This is a genomic window from Salinibacterium sp. UTAS2018, from assembly GCF_004118935.1.
GTDB lineage: Bacteria > Actinomycetota > Actinomycetes > Actinomycetales > Microbacteriaceae > Rhodoglobus.
Window position 1 is genome coordinate 79,628 of record NZ_CP035375.1, and the last position, 20,307, is coordinate 99,934.

Below are 20,307 nucleotides of genomic sequence, written 5' to 3' on the forward strand. Positions count from 1 at the left end.
CGAGTGAAGGTTCCTCCCCCGAGGAATAACTTCTAGATCAATACTGCCTAACCTGTGAATTCACCGAAACCCCCACTATTGGGCATACCCGAGTGGGGGTCAACTCCCTCGACCACCCCTATTCCGGAGTGGGAATACCTTCAGGGAGCCCCTGGGATGCAACGATGCCAAGCCGCTGAGTGGAGCGCGTCATCGCCACATAGAGCGCCGCAGCACCGCGGGAAATCTCGTCGACAATGCGCTGAGGTTCGACAACAACCACCGAGTCGAACTCGAGTCCCTTAGATTCGCGCGGCGTGAGCACAGCAATCGGCTTATTCAGGCCGGCAGCGCCCTCGCCCACCTCTCCGGCAAAAGTCTGCTGCAGTGCATCCACAATGCTGCTCGTGAGCGAATCGCTGACGATGACCGCGAGAGTGCCGTCGCTGGAAATCGCTCGATCGGCACCGACAACGTCGCTAACGCGAGCACCCAGTTCGTGGGTCGACACCAGCGTGACATCGACGGGCCACTCACTCTGACGAACAGCACGCGACGGTGTGATCGAGACATCGTGGGCCAGCGCCACAGCTTCGGCCACTGCCACAATTTGTGATGGCGTGCGGTAGTTGACGGTGAGCTCTTCGAGACGCCAGTGGTCGCCTACATCTGCTGCGAGCGCAGCACCCCAGCTATTCGTCGCGGCAGCCGCACTGGCCTGAGCGACATCGCCCACAATCGTGAACGACTTGAGCGGGTTGCGGCGCGCAAGCAGCCGCCACTGCATGGGCGAGAGCTCTTGCGCTTCGTCGACGACAATATGGCCGTACGTCCACGAGCGGTCTGCCGCCGCGAGATCTGCCGTGGTTGCGCGTTCGGCGCTCGCTTCAAAGCCCTCGGCGAGAGTCTCAGCATCGATCATGCCTTCAACATCCATATTGCGGATGGCGGCAGCCGCGTTTTCAACGTCACGCTTGCGCTGTTGCTTGCGCTCGCGCTCTGCTGCCGTCTGAGCCACATCGACTTCACCGAGTAACTCTGCCGCTTCGTCGAGTAGCGCAACGTCGCTCACAGTGAACGGAGCATCGCGCTCGCGACGCAGCAGGTCGCGCTCTTCGGGCGTCCAGCGGGGCGTGAGGCTGCGCAGCCAGCTGGGGCGGGCATAGAGATCGTTAATAAGCTTTTCGGGCGTCAGCGGCATCCACGCTGTGTTAAGCGCAACTTTAACGTCGTGCGCTGTGCGAATATCTTCGCGCAACCACTTCTGGTCAGCGTCATCGATCGTGTTGCCGTGGGAGCGCAACTGGTCGGCGAGCAAACGACTGATTCCGGCGATCGCAGCCTTGTTGAAGATCACGCGAGCAAGGTTATGGGGCTTGTGAGAGTCCCACGCCTTCTGCATCGCCGCACGGAGCAGGTCGGCGGGTACATCCAGAATCTCGCCGTTGATTTCCATACGCTGCGTTTCGGTCGGCACCACACGCCGCGAACGAACGGCGCGCTTGATGAGCTCTGCCATCTCGAGCGAGCCCTTGAGCCGCGCGACCACGTCGACATCTTCGCGGCGCGCATCAATTCCCGGGAACAGCTGGCCAAGACTCGCGAGGACGACGCCCGTCTCGCCGAGCGAGGGCAGCACTGCTTCGATGTAGCGCAAGAACGAGCGCGAAGGCCCGACGATGAGCACACCGGATGCCGACAGCCGTTCTCGATGCGAGTACAGCAAGAACGCGGCGCGGTGAAGCGCGACCGCCGTCTTGCCCGTTCCCGGCCCACCCTGCACGACGAGAGCACCGCGAAGCTCGGAACGGATGATGGCGTCTTGCTCCGCCTGGATCGTTGCCACGATGTCGCCCATGCGACCCGTGCGCTCGGCGGTGAGACTCGCCATGAGTGCCGCTTCGCCCTGAAGGGAAGCAGCATCAGTTTCGAGAAGTTCAGAGTCGAAGATTTCGTCGTCGATGCGAACGATGTCGCGGCCGTTACTCTGCAGGTGCCGGCGCGCTCGGGCACCGAGTGGTGTCGCGGCGGTCGCTTGATAAAACGCGCGTGCTTGAGGAACTCGCCAGTCGAGCAGCAGCGGGCGCTGGTCTTCGTCCCGCAAACCAATGCGACCGATGTACCGAACGGGGCGCTCGGGGGTGCCTTCAGAATCACTCTCGACCTCGCTTTCGGCATCCACTTCGAGTTCGAGTCGACCGAACGCTAGTCGCTCGTCAATCTCGCGCAGCTGGCCGATGCGATCTTCGTAAATGCGAGCGAAAGCGTCGCGCTCAGAGCGGTTTTGGTGAGTACCACCCGGCGCGCTCCGGCGCACGGATTCCAGCTGCTCTTGCGCAGCATTGCGCAGTCCATCCAGCCGGCGATAGAGGCCGTGGACGTACGCCCGTTCGCGTTCAAGCTCACTCGATGACATCCGGTGTCCTCTCCAAATTGCGACCTTCAATCGTACGCTCCTTTTGACTATAAATTCGCCGCTTAACTCTTGCGCTCGGCGCAACTCAGTGGCACGCTGAAGTCAGTTAAAACTCATCGCTCACCAGAGTCGCAGGCAGTGCCGCACCGGTGGGCGATGAGTCTGTTAACGGGGATAAGTCTGTTAGCGGGGCTTTCTTCTCTAGCTTGTGGTCGGCAATCCTCCGACGGCCGTGATCACCCCCGAATTGAGGCTGCTGCCGGCGGCCCCCACGCCCTACGATTGTCGGATGCTGCGTTCCATCGACTATTCCGGATTGATTTATCCGGTGAATCCCCACGACGTCGCAGCGTTCAAGTCATCCCGGCGAGACCATTTCGGATACTCGACGCTTCGCCTCATGGGCACGACCGTGCTGGTCGCCAGCGGCATCGCCTTTCTCATTCTCGTCGTGAGCGGCCCGATCCTCAGCGCTCTCGGAAGCTCGTTTCTCGCGGCGTTCGTCAATGGCGAGGGCGCCGCTGCCCTGCCCTCACTCTTCATCACGCTCGCGGTCGCGTTCGCGTTCCTCGCTGTGATTGGTGGCAGCATCTACGTCGCCATACGGAGTTGGCGCAGAAGCGGCGGTCCCTGGCAGCGGTTTTATCGCATGAACAAATTTGCGGAGGACAACGAGCTGAGCTTTACCCCGCTCGATTACGACAGCCCCTACCCCGGGCTCATTTTCTCTCAGGGCGACAGTCGCACTATTCGTCACCGCTTCACCAGTGCAGCGGGCCGAACGCTCGACTACGGCAACTATGAGTACTCCACCGGCTCAGGTAAAAGCAAAACCACGCAGAAGTGGGGATTCCTAGCGCTTGAGCTCGATCGGGCTCTCCCCCACATGGTGTTGGATGCCGCCGCCAATAATCAGCTGTTCGGTGTTAGCAATTTGCCGCAAGCGTTCGCGAAGAATCAGGTGTTGAAGCTTGAGGGGGATTTTAATTCTCACTTCACGCTCTACTGCCCCACTGCTTACGAACGTGACGCTCTCTACGTTTTCACTCCCGATCTCATGGCGTTACTGATCGACAAGGCAGCGCCCTTCGATGTCGAGGTAGTCGACAAGTGGCTTTTGGTGTACTCGCCCAAACCCTTCGACCTCATCGACCCCGCGGTTCATCGTCGACTCCTTGGGATCGCCGACACCGTAGGCACCAAGGCTCTTCGTCAGTCACGCAACTACGCTGACGACACCATCGGTGATCGAAGCGTGAACCTTGTAGCACCCCGCGGCCAGCGCCTGAGAAGTGGGATTCCGCAAGCGACTCTGATCACCGCTGCCGTGTTCGCTCTCATCTTCGGGGGCCAACTCTTGCTCAGGATGACGGGCTAACGACCAGCCCCACGGCGGCCGCTAGCGACCGCGAGCTATCGCGGTGTGCCGGTGAGAGCCTGGCGTGCTTCCACGATCGCGCCCAGCAAGACCGCTTCATCGGCGATAGCCCCGATCTGATCGCGGCCAGTAATAATGCGCTGGCGAGCGAAAGCAAGCCGGGTGGCTTCTTGGATGTACACCTTCATTACCGCCCGCTTGTTGTTGCGCGCTGCCCAAGCCAAGGCCTGACGACGACCAGCGGGCGTAGCCAACACAGCGACTTCATCCTGATTGAACCACCCCGCGTTTGCGTATTCGGCGAGACGGTCGAACGTCATCCGCGCTTCTTGACGACGCAGGTACACGACGATCACGATTGCCACAATGAACAGAGGGAACTGCACGATCGCGTAGTAACCGAAGAAGTCGTTCACGAAAAACAGCGCACCGTTCCACAGCGCATGAAGTGCGATCGCTAACGCGAGGCCCACGGCGAAAACGCCGACGGCGCGCGCATTACTGCGCGATCGTACTGCTAACCCCAGAGCGATGCCGGTGCACGCTGTGAACATCACGTGCGCGAACGGCGACATGAGACCGCGAACAAGGAACATTTGCAGGATGCTCGAGCCGCTGCCATCAAGGCTCACAAGCTCTGAACCGAAGTAGAGGATGTTTTCGGTGAAGGCGAAACCACCGGCAATCCAGGCTGCATAAACAAGCCCATCGACCGGTCCATCGAAGTGACGCCGAGCGACCCAGAAGATCACCAAAATGCCGAGTGCTTTGCCTGCCTCCTCCACGATCGGGGCTTGGATGGCGGCGGAGAAGAAGTCGTACGCCGGGCCAGGGCCACCGAGAGCGTTGATGACGTTGTCAATCTCCGCTCCGATGATGAGAGCAAGCAGCACCGCAACGCCGGCTCCCCAAAGAAACGCGAAGATCACAGCGAGTCGAGGTTCGGGCTCCCACCGGTCGATCCAGCGCACCGCAAAGAACACCACAGCAAGCGGCACGATAGCTAAGACGCCGCCGAGCGCGAAAGCATCCGTTCCGATTCCGGAGATCACGTAGACAACGACGAAGAGCAAGACGAACGACAGAGCGATAACGCCCAGGATGCCCAAGATCAGCAGCCCCGGCCCCCGTGGTTGTGGCACGTGCGGCGGCAAATGATGCTGTTGAGCATCGCGAGCGATATCAGCGGAAGCCGCGGTGGGGCTCGGTGCCGATCGCCCCGCTGCCGCCGTGTAGTCAGGAGTCACGGAAGAAGGATCGCTCGCGGTCATGACATCGAGACTAGCGTGCAGGCGCTGCGGCCCTTGTCGTTACTTGGTGCCCTCTTGCTGCTCGCGAAGGATGCTGAGCGCACGATTGACGCGATCGCCCAGGCCGGCGACACGCTTCTTTGACGATCGCTCCGCCTCCACAATCAAACTCATGAGCTCGCCGCGATACACGTCTTGAGTCGAGCGAACCGACATTGCAAGCGCGAGCGAAGCTTGAGCGGCCACGATTCCAATCGCTGCGCTCACGACGAGGGCAGCACAAGCCAGCGCAACGACGACGCCCGAGAGAGCACCCTGTGCCGTGCCGACCACGGCCGTAATAACGAACGCGATTGCGAGTACCGGCGCGATAAGCCGATGTGGCGTGCGCACGCTCAGCTGTAACGCTGCCGACACCGTGGCGGCATCCGCGGCACGATGCGCCTTGGCGGCATTATCAATAGCGGTCACTCGAGCTCGGAACTCGTCCACTTGGTCCTGGTGGATGCGCAAGCCCGCCGATTCGATGAGTTCGTCGCGTACGAGGCGGTAGCTATCGGCGGGTGGTCGCACGATCACTACCGCGATGATCGCTACGATAACGACGGCCACGACTACCGTGCCGAGAGCAAGTAGGATCGCGGCGGGCGTCTGAGCGGGTTCTGCAAAAAACAGCCGGGTGCTCCAGTCGGCAGAGATCGTGAGCGCCACGATCGCGAGTCCTGCGAGAGGAACCGTCCACGCGACGGGGTGCAGGCGCAGCCGAGTGCGAACACCGCGAGCCAGTCGCAAGTGATCGAAGCGTGCTGTCGCGTGGTCGGCGACTTGCGCTGACAAGGCAACAAGCCAGAGTGCGGCCACGATGGTAAGAGCTGTCCACGAAGATTCCACGCTGCGACTGTAGTCGCTTCCCCGCTTTCCCGACGAGACTTTGTGCCGATGCTGCGTGGAGTCACGGTGCGGTGGTGTCCGATTTCCGCTGGTCAGTACGCTGCACGAGTGGCAGAGTGAGAGCATGTTCTTCCCCGCCCTCAGCTTCGACGAGCAATACCGCGCACTCTGTTCACGAGACGCGCGTTTCGACGGGCAGTTCATTGCGGGCGTGCACTCTACGGGAATCTATTGCCGTCCCAGCTGCCCTGCCGTGGCTCCGAAACCACGCAATGTGCGCTTTTATCGCACCGCGGCCGCCGCCCACGAAGCCGGGCTCCGCGCCTGCAAACGGTGCCAACCAGATGCCGTGCCGGGGTCTCCGGAATGGAACCTCAACGATGATCTGGCTTCGCGCGCCATGCGCCTCATCGCTGACGGAGTCGTCGAGCGCGACGGCGTCGAGGGCCTCGCCACTCGACTCGGCTACACGAGCCGCCACCTCACTCGGGTGCTCACCGCGGAACTGGGAGCCGGTCCTCTCGCCCTCGCGCGTGCTCACCGCGCTCAAGCCGCCCGTACGCTGCTGGGGGCGACCGAGCTGAGTATCTCTGACGTCGCCTTCGCTGCCGGATTCTCCAGCATCCGGCAGTTCAACGACACCATTCAGGCCGTGTACGAGACCACACCGAGCCAATTGCGCACCCTCGCTCGTCGCGGAGCAGCCGCTCACCCGCACACCTCCCCCGAGCGCCCCTCAGCCCTCACGCTACGGTTGCCCACACGGGCACCATTCGACGGCGCTGGCCTCATGACATTTTTCGCGAATCACGCGGTCGCCGGCATCGAGACCGCCACCGCTACGAGCCTGGAACGCGCCATCCGCCTCCCGGGTGGGGTTGCCCAGGTGCGACTCGAACTCGGCGACCAGAGCATCACGTGTATCGCTCAGCTCGCCAGAATTTCGGATGTCGCACCGCTCGTCGCCCGCGTGCGTCGCCTCTTCGACCTCGACGCCGACTCACTCGCGATCGACGAGGCGCTCAGCGCCGACCCTGCCCTGGCTCCCTCTGTAGCGCGCGTGCCCGGAATACGGCTGCCGGGCAGCGTCGACACCGAGGAGACACTGTTCCGCACGCTCCTCGGGCAGCAGATCTCGGTCGCCGCCGCACGCACCGTGCACGCTCGGGTGGTTGCAGAGCTAGGACACGACGGACTTTTCCCGACCGCAGCAGTGCTCGCGACATCCGGAGCCGAAGTTTTGCGCGGCCCCACGGCTCGTATTGCGAGCATTCTCGGTGTTGCCGAAGCGCTTGCGTCTGGCGCGTTAGAGCTTGACGTCTCCACCCCTGTCGATGAATTCACAGCAAAGCTCGTCGCCATGCCCGGAATCGGCCCGTGGACGGCGGGCTACCTGGCGATGCGCGTGCTCGGAAGCTCCGACATCATGCTCAGCAGTGACCTCGTCGTGCGCCAAGGCGCTGGGGAGTTGGGCCTCCCCGCTACCGCGACAGCGCTCACTCAGTACTCTCGTCAGTGGGCCCCGTGGCGCAGCTACGCGTGCATGCACTTGTGGCGATCACGGCCGCTCTAGGTAGAGCAGAACACAACCTCACCGTAGGCTGGACCTATGAACGTCAGACTCTTGATCCTCGGTTTCGGTATCGCTGTCGGATACGTCGTTGGCGCGCGCGCTGGCCATGAACGTTACGACCAGATGAAGGGCAAAGCCACCGCAGTGTGGGAGAGCCCTCGTGTCACAAAGGCGCGCACTACCGCCGAAGACTACGCCCGCACGCAGGCCCCCATTCTTCGCGATAAAGCCGAAGCGGTAGCTAAAGCCACCCCCGGTTTCGTCGTCGAGAAAGCAAAAGACGTCGCCGAGAACACCCGTGAATTCGCCGAGACTGCGCGCACCACGGCGAAGGACTTGGCCGATAACGCCGAGAAATCCGCACGAGACTTTGCCGAGAGCGCCCGGGAGACGGCGAAGGGGCTCGCTGGTAACGCCAAAGAGTCGGCGAAAGAGATCGCTGATCGCGCGTCCGCCACCGCTCGCGGCGCCGTCGGCCGGGTCAGCGAGACCGCCGAAGACGTGCGAGAGAACGCGAACAAAGAACTAGCTGAGCTTCGCGAGCGCGGCGAGAGCGCCATCGACCGGGCCTTCACGACCGCGGGCAAGGCACGCGACGAAGCGCTTGCGTCGCTCGACGACGAGGATGACGACGACTTCGACGAGCGCCCGACGACGTAACGTCGCCGCCCACGGGCTCCCCGAACAACGAAACCCGGTTCCTCTCGCTGAGAGGAACCGGGTTTTTCGCGTGCGCGTTGACTACTTGTTCTCTTCTTCCAGCCAAGGAAGAGAGATTGCTGCGGTCATGGGCGAGACGCCGCTGAGCCGCTCCGGAGTCAGCACGCGGGCGACGTCTTCTTGTTTCATGAGGCCGGCTGAGACCACGAGTTGCGCGATAGACGCATTCGTCGTGAGCGCAGTATGGGCAAGGTTCGCTGCTGCTGCGTAGCCGATGTACGGGGTCAGCGCGGTAACGACGCCGACGCTCGACTCCACCTGTGCCGCGAGGCGCTCTTCGTTAGCAGTGATGCCGTCGATGCAGTTCACGCGCAGGGTGCGGCACGCATTCGTCATCCACATGACCGATTGCAGGATCGAGTGGGCAATGACGGGCTCGAAAGCGTTGAGTTGCAACTGGCCGCCTTCAGCCGCGGCGGTGACCGTGGCATCTGCACCAATAACGCTGAACGCAACCTGGTTGACGACCTCGGGGATGACCGGGTTGACCTTGCCGGGCATGATCGATGATCCCGCCTGCTTAGCCGGCAAGTTGATTTCACCAAAGCCAGCCTGTGGTCCGCTCGAGAGTAAACGGAGGTCGTTGCAGATCTTCGAGAGCTTGACCGCGGAGCGCTTGAGAACGCTACTGAGCGTCATGAAGATTCCCACGTCGCTCGTAGCCTCAATGAGGTCGAACGCCGTCTTCATCTCAATGCCGGTGGCCTCGGTGAGGTGACGGCGCACGGCTTCCGCGTAACGCGAATCGGCCGTGATACCGGTACCGATCGCGGTTGCGCCCATATTGATTTCGCTCATGAACGGCAGCACCTCAGTGAGGCGCTCATAGTCCTCTTCGAGAGTGTGGGAGAAGCCCGTGAACTCTTGCCCCAGAGTCATAGGCACGGCATCTTGCATTTGAGTACGGCCGATTTTGAGGATGTTGACGAACTCGCGCCCCTTGGCGCCAAACGATTCAGACAGCATCTGATGTTCAACGAGCAGACGCTGAACACCGAAGACCATTGCAAGCTTGATCGCCGTGGGGTACACGTCATTCGTGCTCTGGCTGCGGTTGACATCATCGATGGGATGCAAGAACGAGTACTCGCCCTTGCTGTGGCCCAAAATTTCCAGAGCACGGTTCGCGATTACTTCGTTCGCGTTCATGTTGGTGGAGGTACCAGCGCCGCCCTGAATGACGCCGACGCAGAACTCTGCGTGCAGGGCACCGTCGAGAATCTCTTGGCACGCGGTGTCGATGGCGTGGGCCTTGCGCGATTCGAGCACGCCGAGCTCAGCGTTAGCGCGCGCTGCTGCCTGCTTGATATGCGCGAGCGCACGAACGAGGTCGGGGTAAACAGAGATAGCGCGACGGGTGATCGGGAAGTTCTGCATCGCGCGAAGCGTGTGCACCCCCCAATACGCGTCTACTGGAACCTCAAGCGAACCGAGTGAATCGGATTCGATACGGGTAGCGGTGTTCTGCAAAGAGGCGTTGCTCAACTCTTTTTCTCATCTCCGTTGATTTGCGGCGCAATACACAGTCACTGTGATCACGCCTCAAGTGTACGCTCGCGCACCGGGAGACTTGAAGGAAAAGCCGTGGTTAGAAAGTCATTTCTTAACGAATGATCTATTCCTTAATAGCGTCGCGAAGCAGCGATGACAGCGCCTGCAGCTGGATGTTCGCCTCGGCCACGACATCCTCATCAGAACCGTCGAGAGCGCGCGCGGCGAGGCCAGCCTTGCTATCGATGAGTTCGGCGATTCGAGCGTCGATGGTGTGAGCGGCGATGATGCGCCAGGCCGTCACGGGGAGCTCTTGACCAATGCGGTGCACGCGGTCGATTGCCTGAGTCTGCTCCGCGTTCGTCCAACTCAACTCAGCAAGCACGACGTTGGATGCCGCCTGCAGGTTGAGCCCGACACCAGCGGCTGTGAGCGAAGCCACCACGACCGAGACCTCAGGATCGTTCGCGAACGAGTCGATTGCGTTCTGACGAGCCTTGGCGCTCTGGTCACCACGGATCGAGACCGCCTTGAGGCCGACCTTCGCGAAGTGCGCCTCGGCGGTATCCATGACATCGATGTGCTTGGCAAAGAACACAACCTTGCCTACCGAACGGGCGAGCTGCGCCGTGTAGTCCGCGGCCAGCGTTGCCTTGGCCTGACCGATACGGCGCACCATCGTGAAGACATTCTCACCGGTGGTGGCACTCTTTGACTCTTCGAGTTCGGCGTGGGCGACAACACGGATGAGGTCTTCGACAGCCACATCTGGCTTGAGCTTACGAACGCGAGTGAAGCGATCGACCAGTCGCGCGGTGAGGGCCTGCTCGGCGGCACGAATCGATCGACCGAGGTCGTTATCGAGTTCGACCGGAATGTCGGCCACACGTCGCGCAGGAATGTCGGCGGCAACGTCGACCTTTTTGCGGCGCACAATACCCATATCGATAACGGCACGACGCGCTTCGGAGAAAAAGCCGGGGTCGGCCGGAGTGAGGTCAGCATCTTCGAGTTTCGACATGAGCGGAGCGAGCGGCTTGGTACCGTCGATCCAGCCCAAGAACTGCCAGATGGCTCGGAAGTCTTCGATCGAGTTGATCAGCGGAGTTCCCGTGAGCGCCATGAGCAGCGCCTTCGGGTACGTCGCGCGGATATTCTGCGACAGGCTCAAGACGTGCTTGGACCGTTCAGATTTGAGGTTCTTAATAAAGTGGGCTTCGTCAACGACCATGCCCTTGAACCCAAAGCGGCCGAGCCAACCCACGTGACGATCGAGAACTTCGTAGTTCACAATCACGACATCGCTAAAGGCATCGACGGTGTCTCCATCGCCGTGAACGACAGTGGCGCTGCGGCCAGGAGTCCACAATTCGACTTCGCGTTCCCAGTTGGTCTTCACAACGTTGGGCACTACGACGAGCAACGGGTAGGAGTTGGAGGCTTCGGCAGCCATCAGCGCCTGAGCGGTCTTGCCGAGTCCAGGCTCATCGGCGAGCAAGAAGGTGCGGTGACCCTGCTTGACAACTTCCACAAAGCGCGCTTGGTGGCGCATGAGTTCAAGGTCTCCGCGCGTACGCAGCGATTCGGCCTCGGGCAGTTCCATGGAGGCAGCGCCGCCGCCGGAGCCGTGCTCGAACGCTCGGAACAGGGGGTCGATGAGCTCCCAGTTGGCCAAACGATTGTTGTGCTCGGGCTTAGGCGCAATCGCGCTGAAGTCGGGAGCCAAGAATGGGTTCGCCATCTGCATCTGACGAACGGATGCCGGCACGACCTGCTTGTCGACCTGCTTATCGACGGCCTTGGGCTCCTCAGCAATGATCAGTTCATCCGGGCTGAGTTCTACACCGGCGGCGATGAGGAGGTCACGGCGCAGCGCCTTGGCTGCGGGAGTGATCGGCGCGGCCTCCCCCAGCATCGAGAGCAAGCTCGTGTCACGAGCAGCCGTCTTTGCGAGGATGCCCGCGAGGCCATCAAGGCGCTTCTGTTCGTTGGCACGCTCGGATTCGGTGAGCGTGGCATCCGTTTTTACGCGGGCACGCTCTTCTCGTAGCAACAGTGCTGCGACTTGGAAGCGTGCTCGGTTAGTCGGCTTGAGCGGGCCCTTTTGAACGGCAGTCTCGACCTCGCGCGCGGCACGGGCCAATACAGGGATAACTCCCGTGTCATCGCCGGGACGGGCGCGGCGACGTTGGGTACTGCCTTGGCGCTGACCCGAGTTTTTGGATCGTTTATTGCGCTGCGAGGACTCGGTCTGTGACGAGTTGGTCAATTATTCTCCTGGCGCTAAGCAAGCGGCTCAGTAGCGGGTACGACGACTCAGAGATGTAGAACGAGCAGATGTTGCCACGAAGGTAACTTCATTTGAACGACAACTTCCACTCGAGGGAGCCAGACCCAACTGCGATGCGATTGGTGGTCTCAAGGGATGCGTTATCTAGTGTACGCAGAAATAGTGGCGAACGCGCTACTGCAGCGAATTAACCTCGGCTTGTGGCATCGGTGACGCGCGCGCCGACTCCCACCGCGATGAACACAAGAGCCGCGGCGTAGTGCAATCCCGCGAAGAGCTGCGGGTCAGCGATAGCAATCGGCACGATCGGGTTCCAGAGAATCGCAATCGGAATGAGACCGATTGCCCACCACCATTGACGCGCCTGCCACACCAAAACCACAGTGATGAGAGCGAGGATGCTGACGACGTACCGCACAATCGTGAAGATCTCGGTGCCGATGACGCCGGCACCCACCAACAACACCAGAACGGCCAGGATTGCCGCGGGCAATGCAACACGGCGGGGACGATTCGGGTACGTTGCGCTCACTCGTTCGAATATACCCGTCTGCTGATGCTGGGCTTCGCACGAACGAACGACGAGGCCATGACCGCTGCGTCTTCGGCCCTGCGGCTCCACCCCTGCGGCCGCGGCTCTGCGTCTTCGGCGCGGCTAGACGCCGCCTCCTCCACCGCCACCGCCGCCACCGCCGGAGGAACCGCCCCCGCCCGAGCCACCGCTCGAACTGCTTGACGAACTGCCAGAGTACGAACTGGCCACGGCAGTTGAGAAGCTCGAAATACTGGAGGCGAAAAGCACGCCGTTGAATCCGCTGGAGCCGCGGTACCAGTCCGGCGAATTCTCGCTGTAGTACCGGCTGAGCTCCGTTGACCATTCCTTTTCGAGACCGAACAGCACCGCGTACGGCAGAAGCTTCTCGTAGATCTTGAGCACATCGGTGGAGCCCGTTGCCTCGTTTCTCTCCCGCAACGCACCCTCGGGGCTCTGCAACATCTGCAGGCGATCAGCCTCAGCGAGTCTGATGTACAACTTGAGTCCTTCGAGGTGGTCGCGCAGTTCGGACCCCTGAGCTGTCAGCGGAGTGCGCGACAGCAGCGACATCGTCAGCACCGCTGCCATGAACGACACCATGATGATCAGGAACGGGGCAACCGAACCATAGTCACCATCGATCAGCGCGATACCGAAGACGATCGACACGATCACGGCGACGACCGAAACGAGCAAGGGAAGATAATTGCGCGCACTCAGCTTCTGCCGGTAGCCGTTCGGCGCGAGCGCAGAGTTCTCCGCCGTCAGAATCGAGTACATCTTCTTGCTGAGCTTGGAATCCGTCCTCTTCATGTCCCGGATGGCGCCATGCTGCAGCGACTGCCCGAAGAGCGCGCGCAAGATCTCCAGCTCGCGCCCCGTCACACCGGTGGGGTCCATCAATTCGAGACGGTAGGTGGTTCCCGAGGAGAAAAAGCCCTTCGATTCCTCTTCGAGAATGCGCAGCTTGCCGCGCACGGCGAAGTCCAAAATCTGCGCGGCAACCGCTTTGGGACGCTTCTTGATCACGAGCGCGGCGGTGACAACCGAGATATCGCGTGGGGGCGAATACTCCGCAATGATCGTGGGGCGGCCCCCGTCATCCGCTAGCTTGGACCGTCGGATGCGGAAAGCCCAGATCACTGCAGCGATCGCACCGATGAAACCCAGCGGCTGGCCGTAGCCTGCCGCTGACCCGAAGTAGGAACTGTCACGGGGCACGAACGTGCCGGGCTCGAATCCGAAGGCGACGGTGACGTTCTGCCCTCGCTGCAGCGCCCCCTGGGTAGCGACGTAGGTATCGTCATCGACTGCCACGATGTCGCAGCGCTCGGTGGATCGTTCGATGCCCCAATAACAGTCGGGTTCCCCGCCGAGAGCGTCGCTCAGGCCCTCGCCCAGGTGAATCGTGGCCGTAAGCGAGCCAAACGGCTGATTCCAGCCCGTTCCGTTGGTATCCCAATAGAACTCGTCGGCGCCGGTGTCGGCAGCGAACCGGGTCACGTTCGATCGTGTGTAGGTGAAGACATAGGTTTGTGGGCCCTCAACGAACGAGCTGGCGGCGCTGGTGATGAGAGTGAACTCGCCATCCTCTTCCACCTCGAAGTCGCGGGGTTGTCCGGTTTCATCAGTAACGGAGACGGTTCCCACCTCTACCGGTTCGCCCTTGTAGTAGCGGGGAACTGCTCGAAGCATCCCCCTGTTTTGATCAGGCGGGAAGACGGCAACAAAGGTTTCACTCGTCAACAGCGTCGAATGTCCTTGGGAGTCGCGATCGAGAAAGAATTCTCCGTCATAACTGTCAAACACGAAGTCATCCAGACCGGCGTGCACCACGCCAGCCACCGTAGGGCTCTGCCCCGTTAAAGCCTGCGGATGCCCGGCCGCAGCCGCAGCGAGAGGTGCTGCGCCCAACGCCACCACCACCGCGATTGCCCCCACAACCCTTGCTGCCAGTTGCGCGCTCCACTGGAATCGAGGGCGTCGCTGCGCGCTGACTGTCATCGTGTCTCCGTTTCCTAACCCCTCGGATGAACGCGAGCAGCGCGTGCTGCTCGCTAGAGTCGAGGTATGAAGAGTGCTTTGGCTGTCGAACACCTGCAGGAACTAGTGCGAATCCCGACAATTTCCCGAGTGGATCCCTCCACCACGGAATGGACAGAATTCGACCGTTTCGCTCAGACATTGCGCAAGCTGTATCCACTGTGCCACAGCCGGCTCGAGCGCGAGACGGTTCTGGAGCACTCTCTGATTTTCCGCTGGCGCGGCCGAGCATCCACCGAACCTGCTGTTCTGATGGGGCACTACGACGTTGTCGCGGCGACCGACGAAGGCTGGAAGCGACCACCCTTTGCTGCAGAACTCAGCGGCAAGGGTGGCGATCAGCTGATCTGGGGGCGGGGCACCCTCGACGACAAAGGTTCCGTCGTCGCCATTCTTGAGGCGGTCGAGGCACAGCTCGAAGAGGGCCTTGTTCCCGCTCAAGACATTTACTTGTGCTTCGGCCACGACGAGGAAACTCACGGCACGGGTGCATCCGCCATTGTCGATCTGCTCGAGAGCCGCGGCGTGAAGCCAACGCTGGTACTCGACGAGGGCGGCGCCATTGTCGACGACGTGTTCGACCAGGTTGATGCCCCCATGGCCGTCGTCGGGGTCGCCGAGAAAGGCACAGCAACCCTGCGATTGACGGTCGATCAGTCAGGGGGCCACGCCTCCACTCCCCCCAAGTTTCCTGCCGCCGTGCGGCTGGCGCAGGCCATTGTGCGGCTCAACTCACGGCCGTTCCCATCCCGTCTGACCGATACCGGGGCAGACCTCATGCGGCTGCTCGGCGAACACGCGGGCGGCTTTACCGGCTACCTGCTGCGTAACGTCTCGTGGACAAAGCCGTTCCTGCTGCCAATTTTGGTGCGCAAGAGCGACGAACTCGCGGCCATGATGCGTACCACTCAAGCCGTCACGATCCTAGAAGGTGGCCATGCGGTCAATGCCATGCCCGAGCGGGTAAGTGCGGTGATCAATGTGCGCATCGCCGTGAATTCGAGCCTCAACGAGACCATCGCCCATGTCACCCGCGCGATCAACGACAAGCGAGTTCGCATTTCAGTGGACTCGCCCGGAGAGCCCTCTCCGGTTTCCGGAACAACCGGTCTCGCCTGGGAGCTCCTGCGTTCCACAATCGAGAAGACCTTCCCCGGCACCATCGTGACGCCCTATGTGCAGAACGGAGCTACTGACAGCCGGCATTTCACCCGCATCAGCGGTGGCGTCTATCGGTTCACACCATTTGCGATGGCGCGCGAAATGCGAGACACGCTCCATGCCCGCAATGAACGGATGCTCGTGAGCAGCTTCCTCGATGGAATCGTGTTCTACCGCGCGCTTATCGCTTCGCTCTAATCGGCAGCGGCTTGACGGGGAGCGAATGGCAGCGTGTCGGAGCCGCTGACTTCTTGTGCGATCCACGTGCCAAGCTCTGCCGGCCGATCGGTGATTATTCCGTCGACTCCGAGCGCTACGGCATCCGTCCACGTGTCGGTGTCATTGAGCGTGTAAATCAGTAGGCCGAGACCGGCATCATGAACCTGTTCGACCAGAGCAGGGTTCTGAGTGATCGCGTTCTTGCTCGTGACGATCGCGACGGCACCGGCGGCGACCGCAAGTTGCGCCGGGTCACCAACGATGTCTCGCACGATCAGCATTCCGGGAAGCTCTGGACTTATCCGTTGCGCAGCCTGAAGCGTCATGATGTCGAAGCTGCCGAGGATCACATGGTCATTGACGCCATTGCGCGCCACGAGATCGGCAACGAGCGCCACTTGTTCGTCAGTCCATGATCCTTTGAGTTCAAGGATGGCGTTCTTCGTCGACCAGCGGAGAACGTTGAGGAACTGTTCGAGGGTCGGCACGGTCGCTCCCGCAAATTCATCACCGAACCATGAACCGGCATCCAACGCTGACAGTTCTTCGTAGGTATAGCTCCACACGGGGCCAGTGCCGTCGGTCGTGCGATCGACCGTCCAGTCGTGCATCAGTACGGGAACGCCGTCAGCGGTGAGCTGTACGTCCGTTTCGACGTAGTCCGCCGCACTGTCGAGGGCGAGGCTGAGCGCTTCGAGCGTGTTCTCGGGGGCGACGGTAGCGTCTCCTCGGTGACCCGCGATAAACGCCGCCTCTCCGGGCGCTCGGAGCGAAGTGAATACTCCGGCCGCGTGCACTCGCGTGACATTGGCATTCAGCACGAGCGCGAGAGTGATCGCGGTGACTATCGCAGCAGCGAGGGCTGCTCGTTGTGCTCGCAGGTGATGCTTCGGGTGTGCCAGGTTCTGCGATGTCGCCATTGACTCGCCATCCTTGTGTCGGGTTGCCGCACGTTCGCGGTGCCCCCACTATAGCGAGCCTGTTACCAATCCGTTACCTTATCGGCGAATTACTTGAGGCGTGTCTCAATCGCCTCGCGAAACGGGATCGACGGAACCGCTCCATGGTTCTCTACCGAGATGGATGCCGCGGCTCCAGCAAAACGCAGGGCGTCCTCCAGCATCATGCCCTCCACCACACCCGCGGCGAACGCACCACAAAAGGTGTCACCCGCGCCCGTAGCGTCGACGGCCGTGACCCGATGCGCCGGAACAATGACGGGCTCGGAACCGACGCGGTGAAGTGCGGCACCCTTCGAACCGAGCGTCACGATGACGGTCGAGACGAGGCTCAGCAAGCGCTCACCGATCCCATCCAATTCGCTGGAGAGATCGTTGTCGCGCGCGAGCTCGGCAGCCTCGTGCTCGTTGACGATAAGTATGTCGAGGTTCTCCAGCAGATCTGACGGCAGAGCTTGAATGGGCGCGGCGTTCAGAATGACGCGGGTGCCGACGGCCCGAGCGATTCGTGCTGCTTCGATCACGGTGGCCAGAGGAATCTCGAGTTGCATGACGAGAGCGGATGCCGCACTCAGCGCTGAGGAATCTGTCGCTGTCAGGTCGGCGACATCAGCGTTCGCCCCCGCCTCGACAATGATCGTGTTTTCGCCCGTGTTGTCCACCGCGATTAGCGCCGTGCCGGTGGGCCTTTCCGTAGTTCGCAGATGCGTGACGTCGATTGAGTCTGCCACAAGCCCCGACCGCACCATGTCACCGAATCCGTCGTTGCCGACGGCGCCGATGAAGGTAGTCGAAACACCAGCGCGCGCTGCAGCGACGGCCTGATTCTGACCTTTACCGCCCAGTGCGGTATTCACTCCTCGCGAAAGCACGGTTTCTCCCGGCGAGGGAATACGGTCTACTCGAAAGACCTGATCAATGTTTGCGCTACCAACGACGACGATTCCAGACATTAGTCAAAAGTAACGCATTCCCCGGAGGAACGGGGCTTATTCGGCTTCTGTATCCGATTCCGCCGCAGCGAGAATGCGATTCACCATTCCGCTGAAGATCACGCCGTGGAACGGAAGGATCGCCGCCCAGTAGAGGCGACCACCCAGCCCGCTCGGAAAGAAGACCGCCCGCTGACGATAGAACGATCCGGCTTCGCCACGATCTTCGACGCTCAGCTCAAGCCACGCCCGGCCCGGCAGCTTCATTTCTGCCCGGAGGCGCAAGCTATGCCCGCGCTCGATGCTCTCAACCCGCCAGAAGTCCAACGCGTCGCCGGTGTTGAGGGTGGTCGGATGACGGCGGCCACGTCGCAGGCCGACCCCACCAACCAGCTTGTCGAGCCAGCCGCGCATGGCCCACGCGAGCGGGAACGAATACCACCCGTTCTCGCCGCCGATGCCCTCAACCACAGCCCAGAGTGCGGCGGCTGACGCTGGAGTCTCTCGTTCGCGCAGGTCGGTATAGACGGTGTGACCGGTCCACTCGGGGTCACTGGGGATGGGGTCGCTCGGCGCACCAACGACGGTCGCGTCTTGCCAACTCGTCTCCACTTCGCCGTCGCCCATCTTCACCAGCGCTAGTCGCACCGACGCGCGATAACTCGTGAGCCCACCCTCTGGGGCAGGGATGAAATCTGAGACTGACTTGTCACGAACAATGCAGTCGAACTGAAGCGACTCAATGATCGGCACCGCCAAAAGACGAGGGATAGGCGTGACGAGATTCACCCATTGCGACGCCAGCCACGGAGTCAGCACGGGCAGTGAGGCGATGGGGCGCTGGTGCAGCCCCGCCTCGACGGCGTAACCGTTCATCATCTGACCGTAGCGCAGCACATCCGGTCCGCCGATGTCGAAACTGCGGTTGAGGTCAGCCGGCAATTCGAGCGCCGAAACCAAGTAGTAGAGCACATCGCGTACCGCGATGGGCTGAATGAAGTTGCGCACCCACTTCGGCGCGGGCATGTACGGCAGAACTTCCGTGAGGTGACGAATCATCTCGAAGGAGGCCGAACCGGAGCCGATAACGACCCCAGCGTTGAACGCGATGGTCGGTACACCTGACTCGAGCAGGATGTTGCCGACTTCGGCCCGGCTGCGCAAATGGCGGCTGAGCTCAGAAATATCGCCCTCGGGGTGAAGCCCGCCGAGGTAGACGATGCGCGAGACCCCCGCCTTCTTGGCGGCGTGGGCCACGTTCATGGCTGACAGCTTTTCAGTCTTCTCGAAGTCGCCAGCAGCTCCCATGGCATGGACCAAGTAGTAGAGCGCGTCAATGCCGTCGACGGCAGCGACAAGGCTGTCGGCATCGGTGAGGTCACCCACGACGACCTCAACATCGTCGCTCCATGGCACATCGCGCAGCTTTCGCGGATTGCGCACGAGAACACGGACGCTGTGCCCCGCCTCAATGAGTCGAGGCACCAATCGGCCGCCGAGATATCCAGTTGCTCCAGTTACAAGAACGCGCATGCTGTAAGCCTAGGCACGGCCGCTGGGAGGCAGCGCACAGTTACCTCGGTATCTGCCGCCGCCCTGTTCTTAGCGGGCTCGACGCGCTACCGGGCTGCGAGACTTGAGACGGCGCCAGACAACGAACCAGGCTGCGCCGCTGAGGGCGAGGATGCTGAAGAAGATGGTCCACGCCATCCAAGTCTGATCCGGCTTCGCGCCGTACACGCTCGCCTGCAATTCGGCCTGCGACAGCGTGGGAGTGATCGTTCCGTCGATTTCGCCAACGGCTCCCTCGCCAGTCGAGCCGCCCGAGGATCCGCCTGCTCCGGTCGACGACGTCGATTCGGGATCAGGAGTCTCTGTCGGAGAAGGCGTCTTGGTGGCCTTGGGCGTCGGCGTGCTACTCGAGTCGCTCGATGGCTCAGAAGTGGCAGCGGGGTCTGCGGCGGGAGGCGCGTCTGGCCCGGTATGGCCGGGGTAGGTCGCGAACACCTGCACACCCCACGTCGTGCCACCGCTTTGATAAAAAGCGATCCCGATGTCGGTGAAGGAACCCAAGATGTTCTCGCGGTGCCCCTGCGACCCCATCCAACCGTCGTGCATCGACTGCGCGGTCGGGTATCCCTGGGCGACGTTCTCGCCGGCGGAGCGCCACCCTGACGGAATCTGAGCCGAATAGTCGGGATTGTGCGACATGGTGCTGCTCGCCGCCATCTTCTTGGCCCACGCTAACGCAACGGCATCCATGTCGGCGTTGCGGATGAGGCCCTGCTGACCGTTATCCCACCGCGCTTGATTGACAAGCCCGTGGATGGTGTCGGCTTCTGCTGCAGAAGCAGGGGCTGCAGCAGCAATAGGAACGAGAAAAACCGCGAGAAGAAGTGCAAAAAATCCACTGGCGATACGGGAGGGAGTGTGGCGTGAAAAAATCATTACTCAGCAAGTATCCGTGGAT

General features: G+C 61.6%; 15 protein-coding genes. 4 read left to right on the forward strand and 11 right to left on the reverse strand.

What is annotated here, in order from left to right:
* Nucleotides 1-118: 118 nt before the first annotated feature.
* Nucleotides 119-2,395 (reverse strand): UvrD-helicase domain-containing protein, encoded by a 2,277-nt coding sequence (locus ESZ53_RS00430; protein ID WP_129071029.1) that lies wholly within the window; start codon nucleotides 2,393-2,395, stop codon nucleotides 119-121.
* Nucleotides 2,396-2,684: 289 nt separating this feature from the next.
* On the opposite strand from ESZ53_RS00430, the gene ESZ53_RS00435 reads away from it, so the two are divergent.
* Nucleotides 2,685-3,773, forward strand: coding sequence for a hypothetical protein (locus ESZ53_RS00435; RefSeq protein WP_129071030.1), 1,089 nt, complete (start codon nucleotides 2,685-2,687; stop codon nucleotides 3,771-3,773).
* A 35-nt stretch (nucleotides 3,774-3,808) separates the two neighbouring features.
* Here the strand turns inward: ESZ53_RS00435 and ESZ53_RS00440 are convergent, their stop codons facing one another.
* Entirely contained in the window at nucleotides 3,809-5,044 is a 1,236-nt protein-coding gene (locus tag ESZ53_RS00440) for a PrsW family intramembrane metalloprotease (protein ID WP_129071031.1), read from the reverse strand.
* Nucleotides 5,045-5,083: 39 nt separating this feature from the next.
* Nucleotides 5,084-5,914: a hypothetical protein gene (locus ESZ53_RS00445; protein ID WP_129071032.1), complete on the reverse strand. Its 831-nt coding sequence runs from the start codon at nucleotides 5,912-5,914 to the stop codon at nucleotides 5,084-5,086.
* Nucleotides 5,915-6,038: 124 nt separating this feature from the next.
* On the opposite strand from ESZ53_RS00445, the gene ESZ53_RS00450 reads away from it, so the two are divergent.
* Nucleotides 6,039-7,487 carry an AlkA N-terminal domain-containing protein gene (locus ESZ53_RS00450; protein ID WP_129071033.1) on the forward strand — a complete coding sequence of 483 codons (1,449 nt, stop codon included), beginning with the start codon at nucleotides 6,039-6,041 and terminating at the stop codon, nucleotides 7,485-7,487.
* A gap of 36 nt (nucleotides 7,488-7,523) precedes the next feature.
* Nucleotides 7,524-8,147: a protoporphyrinogen oxidase gene (locus tag ESZ53_RS00455; protein ID WP_129071034.1), complete on the forward strand. Its 624-nt coding sequence runs from the start codon at nucleotides 7,524-7,526 to the stop codon at nucleotides 8,145-8,147.
* A gap of 81 nt (nucleotides 8,148-8,228) precedes the next feature.
* Here the strand turns inward: ESZ53_RS00455 and ESZ53_RS00460 are convergent, their stop codons facing one another.
* The 4 genes from ESZ53_RS00460 to ESZ53_RS00475 form a co-directional block, all read right to left on the reverse strand.
* A complete protein-coding gene (locus tag ESZ53_RS00460; RefSeq protein WP_129071035.1) occupies nucleotides 8,229-9,692 on the reverse strand; it encodes an aspartate ammonia-lyase in 1,464 nt (487 codons plus the stop codon).
* 130 nt (nucleotides 9,693-9,822) lie between these two features.
* Entirely contained in the window at nucleotides 9,823-11,967 is a 2,145-nt protein-coding gene (locus ESZ53_RS00465; RefSeq protein ID WP_129071036.1) for a DEAD/DEAH box helicase, read from the reverse strand.
* A gap of 208 nt (nucleotides 11,968-12,175) precedes the next feature.
* Nucleotides 12,176-12,520: a DUF6804 family protein gene (locus tag ESZ53_RS00470; protein ID WP_129071037.1), complete on the reverse strand. Its 345-nt coding sequence runs from the start codon at nucleotides 12,518-12,520 to the stop codon at nucleotides 12,176-12,178.
* Nucleotides 12,521-12,643: 123 nt separating this feature from the next.
* Nucleotides 12,644-14,527, reverse strand: a complete 1,884-nt coding sequence (locus ESZ53_RS00475; RefSeq protein ID WP_129071038.1) for a DUF2207 domain-containing protein — start codon at nucleotides 14,525-14,527, stop codon at nucleotides 12,644-12,646.
* Nucleotides 14,528-14,593: 66 nt separating this feature from the next.
* On the opposite strand from ESZ53_RS00475, the gene ESZ53_RS00480 reads away from it, so the two are divergent.
* Nucleotides 14,594-15,925 carry a M20/M25/M40 family metallo-hydrolase gene (locus tag ESZ53_RS00480; RefSeq protein WP_129071039.1) on the forward strand — a complete coding sequence of 444 codons (1,332 nt, stop codon included), beginning with the start codon at nucleotides 14,594-14,596 and terminating at the stop codon, nucleotides 15,923-15,925.
* Here the strand turns inward: ESZ53_RS00480 and ESZ53_RS00485 are convergent.
* The 4 genes from ESZ53_RS00485 to ESZ53_RS00500 all read right to left on the reverse strand — a co-directional run bounded on the left by ESZ53_RS00485 (nucleotide 15,922) and on the right by ESZ53_RS00500 (nucleotide 20,285).
* Nucleotides 15,922-16,866 (reverse strand): glycerophosphodiester phosphodiesterase family protein, encoded by a 945-nt coding sequence (locus ESZ53_RS00485; RefSeq protein ID WP_129071040.1) that lies wholly within the window; start codon nucleotides 16,864-16,866, stop codon nucleotides 15,922-15,924. The genes ESZ53_RS00480 and ESZ53_RS00485 overlap by 4 nt on opposite strands.
* An 89-nt stretch (nucleotides 16,867-16,955) precedes the next feature.
* On the reverse strand, nucleotides 16,956-17,858 hold the full coding sequence (locus ESZ53_RS00490; RefSeq protein WP_129071041.1) for a ribokinase: 903 nt from the start codon (nucleotides 17,856-17,858) through the stop codon (nucleotides 16,956-16,958).
* Between the two features lie 36 nt (nucleotides 17,859-17,894).
* On the reverse strand, nucleotides 17,895-19,370 hold the full coding sequence (locus tag ESZ53_RS00495) for an SDR family oxidoreductase (protein ID WP_129071042.1): 1,476 nt from the start codon (nucleotides 19,368-19,370) through the stop codon (nucleotides 17,895-17,897).
* Between the two features lie 69 nt (nucleotides 19,371-19,439).
* Entirely contained in the window at nucleotides 19,440-20,285 is an 846-nt protein-coding gene (locus ESZ53_RS00500) for a CAP domain-containing protein (protein WP_129071043.1), read from the reverse strand.
* Between the last annotated feature and the right edge of the window lie 22 nt (nucleotides 20,286-20,307).

What these genes read in the sequence shown, in the direction of transcription:
- ESZ53_RS00430 (WP_129071029.1), bottom strand. Translation starts at nt 2,395, where the DNA reads ATGTCATCGAGTGAGCTTGAACGCGAACGGGCGTACGTCCACGGCCTC.
- ESZ53_RS00435 (WP_129071030.1), top strand. Translation starts at nt 2,685, where the DNA reads ATGCTGCGTTCCATCGACTATTCCGGATTGATTTATCCGGTGAATCCC.
- ESZ53_RS00440 (WP_129071031.1), bottom strand. Translation starts at nt 5,044, where the DNA reads ATGACCGCGAGCGATCCTTCTTCCGTGACTCCTGACTACACGGCGGCA.
- ESZ53_RS00450 (WP_129071033.1), top strand. Translation starts at nt 6,039, where the DNA reads ATGTTCTTCCCCGCCCTCAGCTTCGACGAGCAATACCGCGCACTCTGT.
- ESZ53_RS00455 (WP_129071034.1), top strand. Translation starts at nt 7,524, where the DNA reads ATGAACGTCAGACTCTTGATCCTCGGTTTCGGTATCGCTGTCGGATAC.
- ESZ53_RS00475 (WP_129071038.1), bottom strand. Translation starts at nt 14,527, where the DNA reads ATGACAGTCAGCGCGCAGCGACGCCCTCGATTCCAGTGGAGCGCGCAA.
- ESZ53_RS00480 (WP_129071039.1), top strand. Translation starts at nt 14,594, where the DNA reads ATGAAGAGTGCTTTGGCTGTCGAACACCTGCAGGAACTAGTGCGAATC.
- ESZ53_RS00485 (WP_129071040.1), bottom strand. Translation starts at nt 16,866, where the DNA reads ATGGCGACATCGCAGAACCTGGCACACCCGAAGCATCACCTGCGAGCA.
- ESZ53_RS00490 (WP_129071041.1), bottom strand. Translation starts at nt 17,858, where the DNA reads ATGTCTGGAATCGTCGTCGTTGGTAGCGCAAACATTGATCAGGTCTTT.
- ESZ53_RS00495 (WP_129071042.1), bottom strand. Translation starts at nt 19,370, where the DNA reads ATGCGCGTTCTTGTAACTGGAGCAACTGGATATCTCGGCGGCCGATTG.
- ESZ53_RS00500 (WP_129071043.1), bottom strand. Translation starts at nt 20,285, where the DNA reads ATGATTTTTTCACGCCACACTCCCTCCCGTATCGCCAGTGGATTTTTT.